Source organism: Chitinophagales bacterium, assembly GCA_020636495.1.
GTDB lineage: Bacteria > Bacteroidota > Bacteroidia > Chitinophagales > Chitinophagaceae > UBA5543.
In genome coordinates, this window is the sequence record JACJXQ010000008.1 from 759,402 (window position 1) to 774,645 (window position 15,244).

Sequence of the window (15,244 nt, forward strand, 5' to 3'; positions counted from 1 at the left end):
AGAATTCTATTTTCTTATTTTACACCGATGTATTTGCAAGTGTTGCTTGACAAAGCGTCAGTAATGGTATAATCAACAGTTAATGTGTTGCCATTTAATGTACCTGTTCCAGTAAATGTAGCACCGTTTTGTGTTTCGTTAAATGTGAATGTTGTAGTGTTAGTTACTGTACAAACTGCAGAATAATTTTGATTGTAGACATTTTTGTATGTCATTTTCAAATCGTCTGAGTTTTTGTCAATTGTTATTGAGTATGTGTCAGAACCTACTGTGCAGTTTTCTGTACCTGTATATGTTCCCACAAATTTATCTCTTGTGATGGTTTCACAATTTGTGCCTTCATACCCGGTAGGGCAATTACATGTGCCGGTTACACAAGTACCACCATTCTGGCATACTACGTCTTTACACTCATCTTTTGTACATGCTGTATAAGTCACCATTGTGAAAGCGCCAACAGCTAATAATGCGCTAAATGCGATGTTACGAATTGATTTCATAGAAGTTGTTTTTTTTAATTGAATGACAAATTTAGTGCCAAAAATACGCTCATTATGCTTTGATAACAAGTTTCCTTAAATAAAGTTGATAAACACATGTTGTTTGTTTTCTATTTTTTACAATACCATCTCTTGTGATATTTAATAATGTATAATCAGTTAAATAATAGATAATATAAGGTGTATTGGATGGTAGGTTATACCTTTGCGGCAGATGAAAAGATATATATTGACTTTGTTTGTTTTGTTCACGTGTACCATAGCGGAGGCGAAACAATATCATTATCAATATACCGATGGTTGTAATAAGGCGTATAATCAATATATGTCACTACATCCCGAAGAGGCAAAAGAACTGCTTAGGGAGGAGCTTATATCAGACCCTTATAACCTGATGGCAACCTATATTTCCGATTACGACGATTGTCTTTTATTACTTTATAATGGCGATCCGGTAGATTATACCCAGTTAAAACATCATCAGAATGAACGGTTGAGCCTGATGGAACGGGGAGATGAGCATTCTCCGTGGCATAGGTTATGTAAAGCCGGGATATATATGCACTGGGCTTTCGTTCATTTAAGGTTCAATGAAAAACTGAAAGCAGCCAGCAGCTTTCGCAGGTCATACTTATTGTTAAAAGAAAACAGGAAGCTATTCCCAAAATTTGCTTATAACGATATTTTTTCAGGAATTGAGGAAGCAACTGTTGGTGTTCTTCCTGATAATTTCAAATGGGTAGCTTCTATATTCGGTATGAGGGGAGATGTTAAGTCAGGAGTGAATAAAGTGAAAAGCTTCCTGGACACTCATGCAGAAACAGATCCATTGTATTCAGAAGCGCTTATCTATTACGCCTATCTCAATTATTATCTTTTGTCTGATAAGGAGGAGGCCTGGAAGATCGTCTCTGCTGATGTCTTTAATACAACAGATAACCTGATGTATTGCTTTGTTAAGACAAATATTGCCATTAACTACAGGAAAGCGAACGTTGCAATAAAAATATTACATGAGGCGGAGCAGAGCAGCAACTATAAAAAGTATCCGATTTTCGACTATGAATATGGGTATGCTTTGCTATACAAACAGGATAAAGATGCTGTAAACAGAATGAATAATTTCCTGAAACACTACAGTGGAGGGATATTTGTTAAAGATGCCTGGCAGAAGATGTGCTATGCGTATCACTTGCAGGGAAATACACGTATGGCCAACTATTGCAAGAAAATGATACTTACCCAAGGGACAGAAAACACAGATTCGGATAAACAGGCCCAGCGTTTTGCTGAGCATGATAAATGGCCAGACAGGCTATTGTTAAAGGCCCAGTTGTTTACTGATGGCGGATATTATCATGAAGCGCTTACAGTTTTGAATTCTGTAAGACCTGAAGATATGTCGGACTTACCATTTGAGCTTGAGTATCGTTTCAGGCTTGCCAGGGTGAATGAAGAGTTGGGACATTCTGCTATTGCAATTGAAAGTTACAATAAAACAATAAAATTAGGTAAGGAAAGGCAAGAACAATTTGCTGCAAGGTCGGCTTTACAACTTGGGTTTCTTTATGAAAAGTCAGGGTTAAATGATAAAGCAATTGAGATGTTCAGGCTTGCAATATCAATGAAGGACCATGATTTCAAAAATTCTATAGACCAACAAGCTAAGGCAGGCCTCAACAGATTAGACAGATAGCCACTGTTAGGTTAATATCATTTTTACGTACAATTAATATCGTTTAATCTGTATTTAATTCCATTCAATTGCCCTTCTATTGTACCTTACAGCCATGCTGTACTTGTGTGATTATACAATGTTAATAATTATTTAATTGTTTGTAATTTATTGATTATTAAATAATTCTGTTGTTCCTGTTGTTCCTATTTTAATATTCTCTTCTATCCATTTTAATTGGTGTGGTTTCTTGCTACATACGATTATATATAATTTTAGTATCTGCGAGTTGATTGATTTTTGTTATTAAACAATTCCTAGTACTGTTTCAAATGATCCCACTTTGTTATCAACAACTCAAGCTTGTGAGCGAAAAAATATTTAGGTAAACGTATAAATAGTTATTATGAAAAAAATCAACAAATTAAGATTTCTGAGACTCCCGTCACTATCAATTCTGGTAGTGTTATTGTGTGGGTTTGCAGCAAGTGCCCAATTAAATGGTACTTATACCGTTTACGGAAGCGGTGCCAACTATCCAAACCTGCAAGCAGCGGCAAATGCGCTCAGTGCAGGTGTGTCTGGTCCGGTGGTATTTAAAATAAGACCCGGCACATGGAGTAGCTCATCTACCTCTGACGCCGTTATCGGCAACATATCCGGTGCCAGTGCGACGAACACGATCACTTTTGAAGCAGAGAATGGAAGTGCTGCGACTACGACGATCAGGAACACAAACAGCAGCAGTAGTAGCACGTCTGGTAATTTTATTTTCAGGCTTAATAGTGCAAAATATGTACGCGTAAGAAACCTGACCCTGGACAAAACCCACTCTTCTTATGGTAGGGTGTTTTACTTCCAGGGTTCTGCGCAATATAATATTATTGAGAACTGTGTGCTTAAAGGAAGTACTTCGAGTAGTACAAGTGATTATAAAGCCCGTGTATATGCGAGTTCTATGTCAAGCGGACACCACAACATTATACGGAACAATACGATAGACAGAGGCTCTTATGGTATTTATTGGAGGGGTAGTTATAGCTCGTCTTCTGGCTTATCTGCCGACAATGAGTTTACAGGTAATACACTGAATAATCCAAGGTATGCAGGTATATATGCATACTATACTAAAAATCAAAAGATCAATAACAACACGATCAACACTACATTGAGCAGTTATTTTTATGGTGCTGTTTATTGTCATTATGGTGATGGTGCTTTGGAGATAAAAAATAACAAGGGTAACATTACGGGTAAAACATCTACAACATATAGTTTGTATATCCGTTATTGCGATGGTAATTCCGGTACACACGGTGTTATTTCAGGTAATGATTTTACACTTCAATCCAGTAGTAGTATGTACCCGGTTTATAACTATGGCTGTACATACCTTACTTACGAGAATAATAAAATAACATCAACCTGTACTGGTACCAGTTACAACTATCTGTACCTTTCTTACAGCGGTTCTCACAACCTTATTAAGAATAATACAATATCCGCACAGAACAGACGAACCTTTTATTTCTACGGCGCATACAGCAGTAATTATTCTGTAGTGGAGGGTAATGATATTAAAATTAAGAGTACTGATAATTCCAGTTACTACGGCTATACTTATGCATTAGCATATAGTAACTATGCAAAACTTAAGAATAACACCCTTGACCTGACGTATTCGGGTACTTATTATTGGTATAATCGCTGGACATATTATGCTGATAATTGTGAAATTATTGGTAATGACATAACCGAGACGAAACAAAATAACAGCGGTTATTACATGTACAACTATTTCTCTTACTACTCTGATAACTTACAATTCAAAAACAACAAATTCACCGCATCGGGCGGACCTAACTATTATTGGTATACATATTTCAACTACTATGGCTATGATATGACCATGGAGGGCAATGATATTGATATCAAGCACACCCGCTCAGGTTCGAGTATTCGAAGTGTATACAACTATTTTTATGGTTACGGTACCTCAACCGTAAAAGGGAATAAGATTCGTTCTACGGCACAGAGCGGTTATGCGTATGGTATTTACATCAATTTCCTCAGCGGAGGTGGTGGTGATGTTGAGGATAATGAGATCATTGCAACGTCTTCATATGGTGTATATGGTCTGTATGTTTATTATCCATCAGGCTCAATCAAGAACAATGCTGTATATACAAAAGCGGGTAACTATAACTACACGTTCAGATGTTATTATCCTACCAATGCCAAGATATATAACAATACATTCCATAGCGGCGCTACGTCAAGTACTAACTATCTGACTTATTTCTATATGTATGGGTCTCAGTACAGTGTGGATTTTTATAACAATTCTGTAAGTAAGAGCAGTGGTAATGGTTATGCTATGTATGTATATTGCACAACACCTGCAAACTTCCACAGTGATTACAATAATATTTACTCACCAAGCGGTAGCCTTTTCTACAACCCATATGTAGGGGGCAACTATTCGAGCATTCAGGCGTTGCGTAACGGCACGGGTGATAACATGAACTCGCTGTCATATATGCCGGGCTTTATGAATGTAAATAACGGGGACCTTCGTCCTGATCCAGCTAACCCTAATAGCTGGGCCTTGAATGGCCGCGGTGTTCAGATGACCGGTAATGATAAAGATATTAATGGTAATAACCGTGCTTTGACAACTATCGCAGGTGTGCCTGACCTTGGCGCTTATGAGTTCACGCCGACAGCTACACCGCCTAACTGTACCATGTCGCCGGCTACACCAACAGCAAACGGTACGCAGGTAGTTACCTTCGGCCAGGATACGGTAGCCGTGTTGAACTGGGGTAATGTGGTACCAACCGGTTTTGCAGTAAGGCAGTACACAGGAACCAACCCTCCGGGTATCCTTTCTATCAACCCTACGCAGATGTTCTATTATGCAGACTTTGTGGGCACAGGTACTAACCTGGACTACGAACAGGACCTGTATTTTAAAGACCCCTGGTTAGGCACGATCGCATCAAAAAGTGCGCTGCGCCTTGCTGAGAAGGTAGGTAGCAGCAGTTGGACGGGTTACTCGCCAAGTGTGAGCGGATCTAACGTGGTACGTAACTTTATCCATACGCCGAGCGTGCAGGATGTAGGTGCTTTGTTCACGGGTATTGACGTGAGCGATAATGCGAGTGCAGATGCGATCATCGAGCCTGTACCACCGTTCTGCCCGGGCACCTATACGGTACGCCTGCGTATCAAGAACAATGGTAATAACAAGATCAATGGACTGAAGATAGACTGGCAGAAAGATGGCGGTACCATCACGACGATCAACTATACGACGCCGATCGATATCAACGGCAGCAGCGCCGGTAATGAGGCAACCATCTCACTGGGTTCAGTGACCTTTGGTAAGGCGGGCGTCAATATCAAAGCCTGGACCTACCTGCCTAACGGTAAACAAGATCCTATACCGGGAGATGACACGCTGGACCAGGATTATTTTGCTGCACTGAGCGGTACCTATACTGTCGGTGGTACCACACCGGATTTCCCGACTGTTGTGGACGCAGTAGATGCCTTGAACCAATACGGTACCTGCGGTGATGTGGTATTTGACGTGCGCCCGGGTGTATACACCGGCCAGGTGGTATTGAAGAATGCGGTATCGGCATCGAATACAACAGACCATGTTACCTTCCAGTCCGTGAACGGAGATCCGTCCACTACGCAGGTAAGTTATTCAGCTTCGGGAAGCGGTGATCTTCCTACCGTGACCATGGACGGGGCCTCTAATTTCACGTTCCGTAATATGGGTATCGTAGCAGCGAACAGCAATTACGGCACCGGTGTTGAGTTCCTGAATAAAGCGTCGAATGACAGCTTTGTGGGTTGTCGCATCATCGTAGGTACAGCCACGAGCAGCTACCTGCGTTGCGTATGGAATAGCGGCCAGGCAGAGTGTAACTACAATACTTTTAAAGATTGTAGTATGGAAGGTGGTTATTATAGTGTTTACTGGTACACCACCAGTTCGCCATATAGTAAAGGCCTGACATTGGATAATTGTACGCTTAATCCTTACTACTACGGCTTGTATGCATACTATAGTAATGAAATGACTTTGAGAGATAATACGGTGACAGCCCGCCAGCCGGGCACCTCATATTATGGTTTGTTAGGTTATATGTATAATCCATACAACAATAATAAGACCTCGGAGATATCTGGTAATAAGGTAGTAGGATTCAGGGGATACAGCATGTACCTGTATTATGTAAACGGTACAACCAGCAAGCGCAGTAAGGTGATGAATAACTCAGTGATCACGGCCAGTAACACGACCTGTTACTATCCTATGTTGCTGTACTATCCGTCCAACTGTGATGTGTTGAATAACACACTTGTGAACAACGGGTCTAATTCATCATCATATTATGGAGCCTATTTGTATTTGAGTAGTTACCCGAACAATAAAGTGTTCAATAATGTATTTGCGAACCTGGCAGGCGGTTATGCGGCGAACATTAGTTATAGCTCCGGTTATGGTACAGAGGTTGACTATAATAACCTGTATACAACCAGCAAGAGCCAGTTTATGAGGGGTAACAGTACATCAGGTAGCTTAAAAGCATGGCGTTCAGCTACCGGCAATGACAAACATTCAGTAACATATGATCCTTCTATCACGAGCAATACAAACCCTGCCCCTTTAACCACTAACCCCGGAGTATGGGCACTGAACGGCCATGGTGTACACATCACCGGTAACACGAAGGACATAAATGGTAACACGCGTATTGATAAGCTGGCAGATGGCGTACCTGACATAGGAGCTTATGAGATACTTCCTGAAGTAGCACCACCTGCCGCCACCGCGAACCCTGCAACGGCAGATCCGGGCGATACACAGGTATTTACCTTTGCGGGCAATGAAGTGGGCCGCATCACCTGGGGGCTTACCGCGCCTACGACTCCTGTAATAGTACAGCAGTACAGCGGTGAGAAAGGTAACGGTATTGCTGCTGCGGCGAGCCCTATGGGCAGTATGTACTTCCATACGGATGTAGCTCCTGTGGGCAACGGAACAACCTTTGATTTTGATTTCAACCTGGATTATATGGATATCTGGTTAGGTGACATAGCCGCAGAGCAGAACCTTCGCCTTGCGCACCGCGTAAACGGTTATCCATGGATGGTGTACAGTGGCTCACTGAGTACAGTTGATACCACTACCGATAATATAGACGCATCCAAACTGAACCGTTTCGGATCATACACCGCTCTTGAGAACGGCAGTATCGCTTCGGCCTTTGTACGTGCACAGGGCAGTGTAGTTATCTGTATCGGCAACAGCGTACTGCTGAACGCCGAACCACAGGATGGTGACAACTACAAATGGTACCGTAACAAAACAGCGATCCCCGGTGCCGATGGTCCTAACGCGAAGAGCTACCTGGCCACGCAGCCCGGTGACTACAGCGTAGTGATCACCTTCAGCGGCAAGAGCGTAGAGTCAGTACCTGTAACAGTAACGACGATCGCACCACCGAATGCGCTGATCAACGCGAACGGTCCTCTGACCTATTGTACGGGTAACGGCCTGACGCTGAATGCGGGTAACACTACAGGCGTGACCTACCAGTGGCAGCTGAACGGTAATGACATCCCGGGCGCAACGAACAATACCTACCCTGTAAGCCAGGCTGGTAACTATACAGTAGTGGTAACGAACATCGGTTGTTCAAGTACCTCGACGCAGACCGCAGTAAGTTCCGGTCCACTGACTGTAGACCTGGGTAATGACACGAGCTACTGCGAGGTTAAGAACGTATGGATGAAGCTGGATGCGGGTTATCCGGGTGCCAAATACCTTTGGAACACCGGTGATACGACCCGTACGATAGAAGTTAAGCAAGGCGGAAAGTATACAGTACAGGTAGATGGCGGTCCTAACTGCGTAGGTCAGGATGACATCCAGGTAACGATCGATCCTTTACCTAAAGCGAATGGTATCTCCTTTGTACAGAACGGCAATACGTACCAGTTCTTCCCGAGTGGTCCTGTAGGTGCGGTAGGGTTCCTGTGGTTGTTCAGCGATGGCTCGAGCAGTACCCAGAACAACCCGACCAAGACGATCGACGGAGATCTGTATGTAAGGTTAGTGATGTTCAATGCCTGCGGCAGTGACACGGTACAGTTAGGCTGGCCTCTGAGCGTACAGAACGTAGCGGGAGAAGACCAGCTGAGTATCTATCCTAATCCTGCAAAAGATCAAATTACGGTTAGGTTGCATCAGACAGCGATAGAGACCGTAGAAGTAGTGAACAGTGTAGGAAGTGTTGTATACAGGACATCAGTTAACAGTAACGAGCACCGCATAGACATCAGCGGACTGGCCAATGGTCACTACATGCTGCGTGCAATAACTGCGGATGGTATGATCACTAAACAGTTCGATATACTGAAATAAGTATCCTGTAACAAAACAGGATATCACATCAATACAAAAAGCGCATGCTGAATCTATTTCAGCATGCGCTTTTATTTTTAAAATACATTTTTTGTATATTTTATTTACATAGATATAATCGGCTTTTAATATTGTTTTAAGTTGATTGTGTGTAAGATGGTACCATTGACAAGGGATAATGAGCGAAAATAATATAACTAATTAGTTACCAATTAGTTTATACAATCGATAATTACAACATAAACTATATTATATTATAGTTTATTGTCACCATGTTAATTTTATTTTAATCTTATTATTAGTCTATTTTACTTTTATGTTCATTCTATTTTAACTGCTTGCTCATACAATCTTAAGTAGTCAGATTTATCTTTAAAACAATATCGAAATAAATAATATAAAATTTTGCGCTATTAGTGTAAAGTTGCTATTGTTAATTTTTAAGGTAAACGTCTAAAAATTATTTTATGAAGCAAATCAACAAAATGAAGCTATCGGTGCTATCAGTAATAATACTGCTGTTGGCTACGATATCTGTACAGGCTCAGTTGAACGGTACTTATACCGTTTACGGAAGCGGTGCCAACTATCCAAACCTGCAGGCAGCGGCCAGTGCATTGAGTGCAGGTGTGTCAGGACCGGTGGTGTTTAAGATACGTCCGGGAAACTGGAGTAGTTCCAGTACGTCCAGTGCGATTATCGGTAATATTTCCGGTGCCAGTGCGACGAACACGATCACGTTTGAAGCTGAGAATGGCAGCGCTGCTACAACTACGATAACAAATAGTAATAGTAGCAGCAGTACTTCTTCCAACCACATCTTTTACTTTAACGGTGCAAAATACGTTACAGTACGCAACCTCACATTAACAAGGACACATTCAACATATGCATGTGCCTTACGATATGCCGGAGCGGCTCAATACAATATTGTTGAAAATTGCGTGATGAACGGCGGAGGAACAAGTTCCTCAAGCAGTTGTTATCGTGTTTACGCTACATCAATGTCAAGCGGCCATCATAATATTATAAGGAATAACACCATTGATCGCGGTTACTATGGCATATACTGGCGTGGTAGCTCAAGTTCATCGTCAAGCCTTTCAGCGGATAATGAATTTACAGGCAATACACTGACGAATCAGTATAACTACGGTATCTATACCTACTATACGAAGAATCAAAAGATCAATAATAACACTATCAACTCAACGTTGAGTGGTTCTATCTACGCAATTTATTGTTCTTATGGCGACGAAAATCTGCAGATAAAAAATAATACAGGTAGTCTGACAGGTAACACGTCTACCACAATGCCCATTTATGTTTATTATTGTGACGGGAACTCCTCAACACATGCAGAAGTTTCAGGAAACACATTTACATTAGCTTCCAGCAGTACTATATATCCAGTATATAATTATGGTTGTACATGGCTAACATATGAAAATAACAATATAACGTCAAATTGCACAGGAACGAGTACTAATTACCTGTACCTGTCATATAGCGGCTCGTACAACACTATTAAGAACAATACGATTTCTGCAACTAACCGACGCAGTTTCTATTTCTACGGAGCTTATAGCAGTAACTATTCTGAGGTAACAGGCAATACGATAACTGTTAAAAGTTCTGATAATGCCAGCTATTATGGATACACATATGCACTTGGTTATAGTAATTATGCCAAGTTCAAAAATAACACCTTACATATGACTTATTCAGGTTCGTCATATTGGTATAATCGTTGGGCTTATTATGCTGATAATTGTGAAATGTCCGGTAATGACATAACTGAGGTTAAGCAGAACAACAGCGGTTATTACATGTACAATTACATATCATATTATTCAGATGATCTGTTGTTCAAGAATAATAAATTAACTGCATCGGGCGGACCTAACTATTATTGGTATACCTATTTTAACTACTATGGTTATGATATGACCATGGAGGGCAATGATATAGATATCAAACACACACGTTCCGGTTCTACTATCTATAGTGTTTATAACTACTTCTATGGTTACGGTACCTCAACCGTAAAAGGGAATAAGATACGTTCAACAGCACAGAGCGGGTATGCATACGGTTTATATATCAACTTCTTGAGTGGTGGAAACGGAGATATTGAGAATAACGAGATCGTAGCAACAACCTCATATTATGCCTATGGCCTTTATGCATACTACCCTGTAGGCTCCATCAAAAATAATGCTATATATACAAAAGCCAGTAGCTACAACTACACTTTCATGTGTTATTACCCTACCAATGCCAAAATATACAATAATACATTCCACAGTGGCGCTACATCAAGTACTAACTATGGCGTGTATTGTTATATGTATGGTACCCAGTACAGTGTAGATTTTTACAATAACTCTGTGAGTAAGAGCAGTGGTAATGGTTATGCTATGTACATCTATGCAACCAATCCTGGTAACTTCCACAGTGATTATAATAATATATATCAACCAAGCGGTAGCCTTTTCTACAATCCATATGTAGGCGCTAATTACTCAAGCATACAGGCATTGCGTAACGGCACAGGCGATAACATGAATTCGCTGTCATATATGCCGGGCTTTATGAATGTAAATAACGGTGACCTTCGTCCCGATCCTGCTAATCCTAATTCCTGGGCCTTGAATGGCCGCGGTGTGCAGATGACCGGTAATGATAAAGATATTAATGGTAATAACCGTGCATTGACAACTATCGCAGGTGTGCCTGACTTGGGCGCTTATGAGTTCACGCCAACAGCTACGCCACCTAACTGTACCATGTCGCCGGCTACACCAACAGCAAACGGTACGCAGGTAGTTACCTTCGGCCAGGATACGGTAGCCGTGTTGAACTGGGGTAATGTGGTACCAACCGGTTTTGCAGTAAGGCAGTACACAGGAACCAACCCTCCGGGTATCCTTTCTATCAACCCTACGCAGATGTTCTATTATGCAGACTTTGTGGGCACAGGTACTAACCTGGACTACGAACAGGACCTGTATTTTAAAGACCCCTGGTTAGGCACGATCGCATCAAAAAGTGCGCTGCGCCTTGCTGAGAAGGTAGGTAGCAGCAGTTGGACGGGTTACTCGCCAAGTGTGAGCGGATCTAACGTGGTACGTAACTTTATCCATACGCCGAGCGTGCAGGATGTAGGTGCTTTGTTCACGGGTATTGACGTGAGCGATAATGCGAGTGCAGATGCGATCATCGAGCCTGTACCACCGTTCTGCCCGGGCACCTATACGGTACGCCTGCGTATCAAGAACAATGGTAATAACAAGATCAATAATGTAAAGATAGACTGGCAGAAAGATGGCGGTGCTATCTCTACGATCAACTATACGACGCCGATCGATATCAACGGCAGCAGCGCCGGTAATGAGGCAACCATCTCACTGGGTTCAGTGACCTTTGGTAAGGCGGGCGTCAATATCAAAGCCTGGACCTACCTGCCTAACGGTAAACAAGATCCTATACCGGGAGATGACACGCTGGACCAGGATTATTTTGCTGCGCTGAGCGGCACTTATACGGTAGGCGGTACTACACCTGACTTCCCAACGGTGCTGGCAGCAGCCGGAGCATTGAACCAATACGGTACCTGCGGTGATGTGGTATTTGACGTGCGCCCGGGTGTATACACCGGCCAGGTGGTATTGAAGAATGCGGTATCGGCATCGAATACAACAGACCATGTTACCTTCCAGTCCGTGAACGGAGATCCGTCCACTACGCAGGTAAGTTATTCAGCTTCGGGAAGCGGTGATCTTCCTACCGTGACCATGGACGGGGCCTCTAATTTCACGTTCCGTAATATGGGTATCGTAGCAGCGAACAGCAATTACGGCACCGGTGTTGAGTTCCTGAATAAAGCGTCGAATGACAGCTTTGTGGGTTGCCGCATCATCGTAGGTACAGCCACGAGCAGTTACCTGCGTTGCGTATGGAACAGCGGCCAGGCAGAGTGTAACTTTAATACCTTCAAGGATTGTAGCCTGGAAGGTGGTTACTATAGCTTATATTGGTATACTACCAGTGCCCCTTACAGTAAGGGCCTGACGATAGACAACTGTACGATGAACCCGTACTATTATGGTACCTATATCTACTACAGTAATGAGCTGACCGCACGTAACAATACGATCACCGCACGCCAGCCGGGTACTTCCTACTATGGCCTGATGGCTTATATGTATAATTCGTACAACTCGGGTAAGACCTCGGAGATCTATGGCAACAAGGTTGTTGGGTTCAGGGGTTACAGTATGTACCTGTACTATGTTGACGGTACGACGAGCAAGCGCAGTAAGGTGATGAATAACTCAGTGATCACGGCCAGTAACACGACCTGTTACTATCCTATGTTGCTGTACTATCCGTCCAACTGTGATGTGTTAAATAACACACTTGTGAACAACGGTACTTCGTCAACATCTTATTACGGAGCTTATTTGTATTTGAGTAGTTACCCGAACAATAAAGTGTTCAATAACGTTTTTGCAAACCTTTCCGGCGGTTATGCTGCAGGTATAAGTTACAGCTCCGGTTATGGTACAGAGGTTGACTATAATAACCTGTATTCAAGTAGTAAGAGTCAGTTCATGACTGGTAACAGCACATCAGGTAGTCTTTCAGCATGGCGTTCAGCTACCGGTAATGACAAACATTCTGTAACATATGATCCTTCTATCACGAGCAATACGAACCCTGCTCCTTTAACGACCAATCCCGGTGTATGGGCGCTGAACGGTCACGGTGTACACATCACCGGTAACAATAAGGATATCAATGGAAATCCCCGTATAGAGAAACGCGTAGATGGTGCTCCGGATCTGGGAGCTTATGAGATACTTCCTGAAGTAGCACCACCTGCCGCCACCGCGAACCCTGCAACGGCAGATCCGGGCGATACACAGGTATTTACCTTTGCGGGCAATGAAGTGGGCCGCATCACCTGGGGGCTTACTGCGCCTACGACTCCTGTAATAGTACAGCAGTACAGCGGTGAAAAAGGTAACGGTATTGCTGCTGCGGCGAGCCCTATGGGCAGTATGTACTTCCATACTGATGTAGCTCCTGTGGGCAACGGAACAACCTTTGATTTTGATTTCAACCTGGATTATATGGATATCTGGTTAGGTGACATAGCCGCAGAGCAGAACCTTCGCCTTGCGCACCGCGTAAACGGTTATCCATGGATGGTGTACAGTGGCTCACTGAGTACAGTTGATACCACTACCGATAATATAGACGCATCCAAACTGAACCGTTTCGGATCATACACCGCTCTTGAGAACGGCAGTATCGCTTCGGCCTTTGTACGTGCACAGGGTAGTGTGGTTATCTGTATCGGCAACAGCGTACTGCTGAACGCCGAACCACAGGATGGCGACAACTACAAATGGTACCGCAACAAAACAGCGATCCCCGGTGCAGACGGCCCTAACGCGAAGAGCTACCTGGCCACGCAGCCCGGCGACTACAGCGTAGTGATCACCTTCAGCGGTAAGAGCGTAGAGTCAGTACCTGTAACAGTAACGACGATCGCACCACCGAATGCACTGATCAACGCGAACGGTCCGCTGACCTATTGTACCGGTAACGGCCTGACGCTGAATGCGGGTAACACTACAGGGGTGACCTACCAGTGGCAGCTGAACGGTAATGACATTCCGGGTGCAACGAACAACACTTACCCTGTAAGCCAGGCAGGTAACTATACAGTAGTGGTAACGAACATCGGTTGTTCAAGCACCTCTACCCAGACCTCTGTAAGTTCGGGTCCTTTGACGGTAGACTTGGGTAATGACACGAGCTACTGCGAGGTTAAGAACGTATGGATGAAACTGGATGCAGGTTACCCCGGCGCGAAATACCTTTGGAATACCGGTGACACCACCCGTACGATAGAAGTTAAGCAGGGCGGAAAGTATACAGTACAGGTAGATGGCGGTCCTAACTGCGTAGGCCAGGATGACATCCAGGTAACGATCGATCCTTTACCGAAAGCGAATGGTATCTCCTTTGTACAGAACGGCAATACGTACCAGTTCTTCCCGAGTGGTCCTGTAGGCGCGGTAGGGTTCCTGTGGTTATTCAGTGATGGTTCCAGCAGTACCCAGAACAACCCGACCAAGACGATCGACGGAGATCTGTACGTAAGGTTAGTAATGTTCAATGCCTGCGGCAGTGACACGGTACAGTTGGGCTGGCCGCTGAGCGTACAGAACGTAGCGGGAGAAGACCAGTTGAGTATCTATCCTAATCCTGCGAGGGATCACATAACAGTGAGACTTCAGCAGACGGCGATAGAGACCGTAGAGGTAGTGAACAGTGTAGGAAGTGTCGTATACAGGACCCAGGTTAACAGTAATGAGCATCGCATAGACATCAGCGGACTGTCCAATGGCCACTACATGCTGCGCGCAGTAACGGCAGATGGTATGATTACTAAACAGTTCGATATACTGAAGTAAGTATCCTGTAACAAAACAGGATATCACATCAATACAAAAAGCGCATGCTGAATCTATTTCAGCATGCGTTTCTACTTTATGTAGAGATAGGATTTGGAATGTTTTTCATTTTATTTTAATCTTATAATTA

4 protein-coding genes are annotated in these 15,244 nt (G+C 43.3%); 3 read left to right on the forward strand and 1 reads right to left on the reverse strand.

Going from position 1 to position 15,244, the window contains the following annotated elements:
* Positions 1-14: 14 nt before the first annotated feature.
* Positions 15-500: a calcium-binding EGF-like domain-containing protein gene (locus tag H6550_03495; protein ID MCB9045185.1), complete on the reverse strand. Its 486-nt coding sequence runs from the start codon at positions 498-500 to the stop codon at positions 15-17.
* A 214-nt stretch (positions 501-714) separates the two neighbouring features.
* On the opposite strand from H6550_03495, the gene H6550_03500 reads away from it, so the two are divergent.
* The 3 genes from H6550_03500 (at position 715) to H6550_03510 (ending at position 15,114) form a co-directional block, all read left to right on the forward strand.
* Positions 715-2,196, forward strand: a complete 1,482-nt coding sequence (locus H6550_03500; protein MCB9045186.1) for a hypothetical protein — start codon at positions 715-717, stop codon at positions 2,194-2,196.
* Between the two features lie 385 nt (positions 2,197-2,581).
* Entirely contained in the window at positions 2,582-8,623 is a 6,042-nt protein-coding gene (locus H6550_03505; GenBank protein MCB9045187.1) for a right-handed parallel beta-helix repeat-containing protein, read from the forward strand.
* A 467-nt stretch (positions 8,624-9,090) separates the two neighbouring features.
* The gene (locus H6550_03510; GenBank protein MCB9045188.1) at positions 9,091-15,114 is read left to right on the forward strand and encodes a right-handed parallel beta-helix repeat-containing protein; all 6,024 of its coding nucleotides are present in this window, start codon (positions 9,091-9,093) and stop codon (positions 15,112-15,114) included.
* Positions 15,115-15,244: the final 130 nt, after the last annotated feature.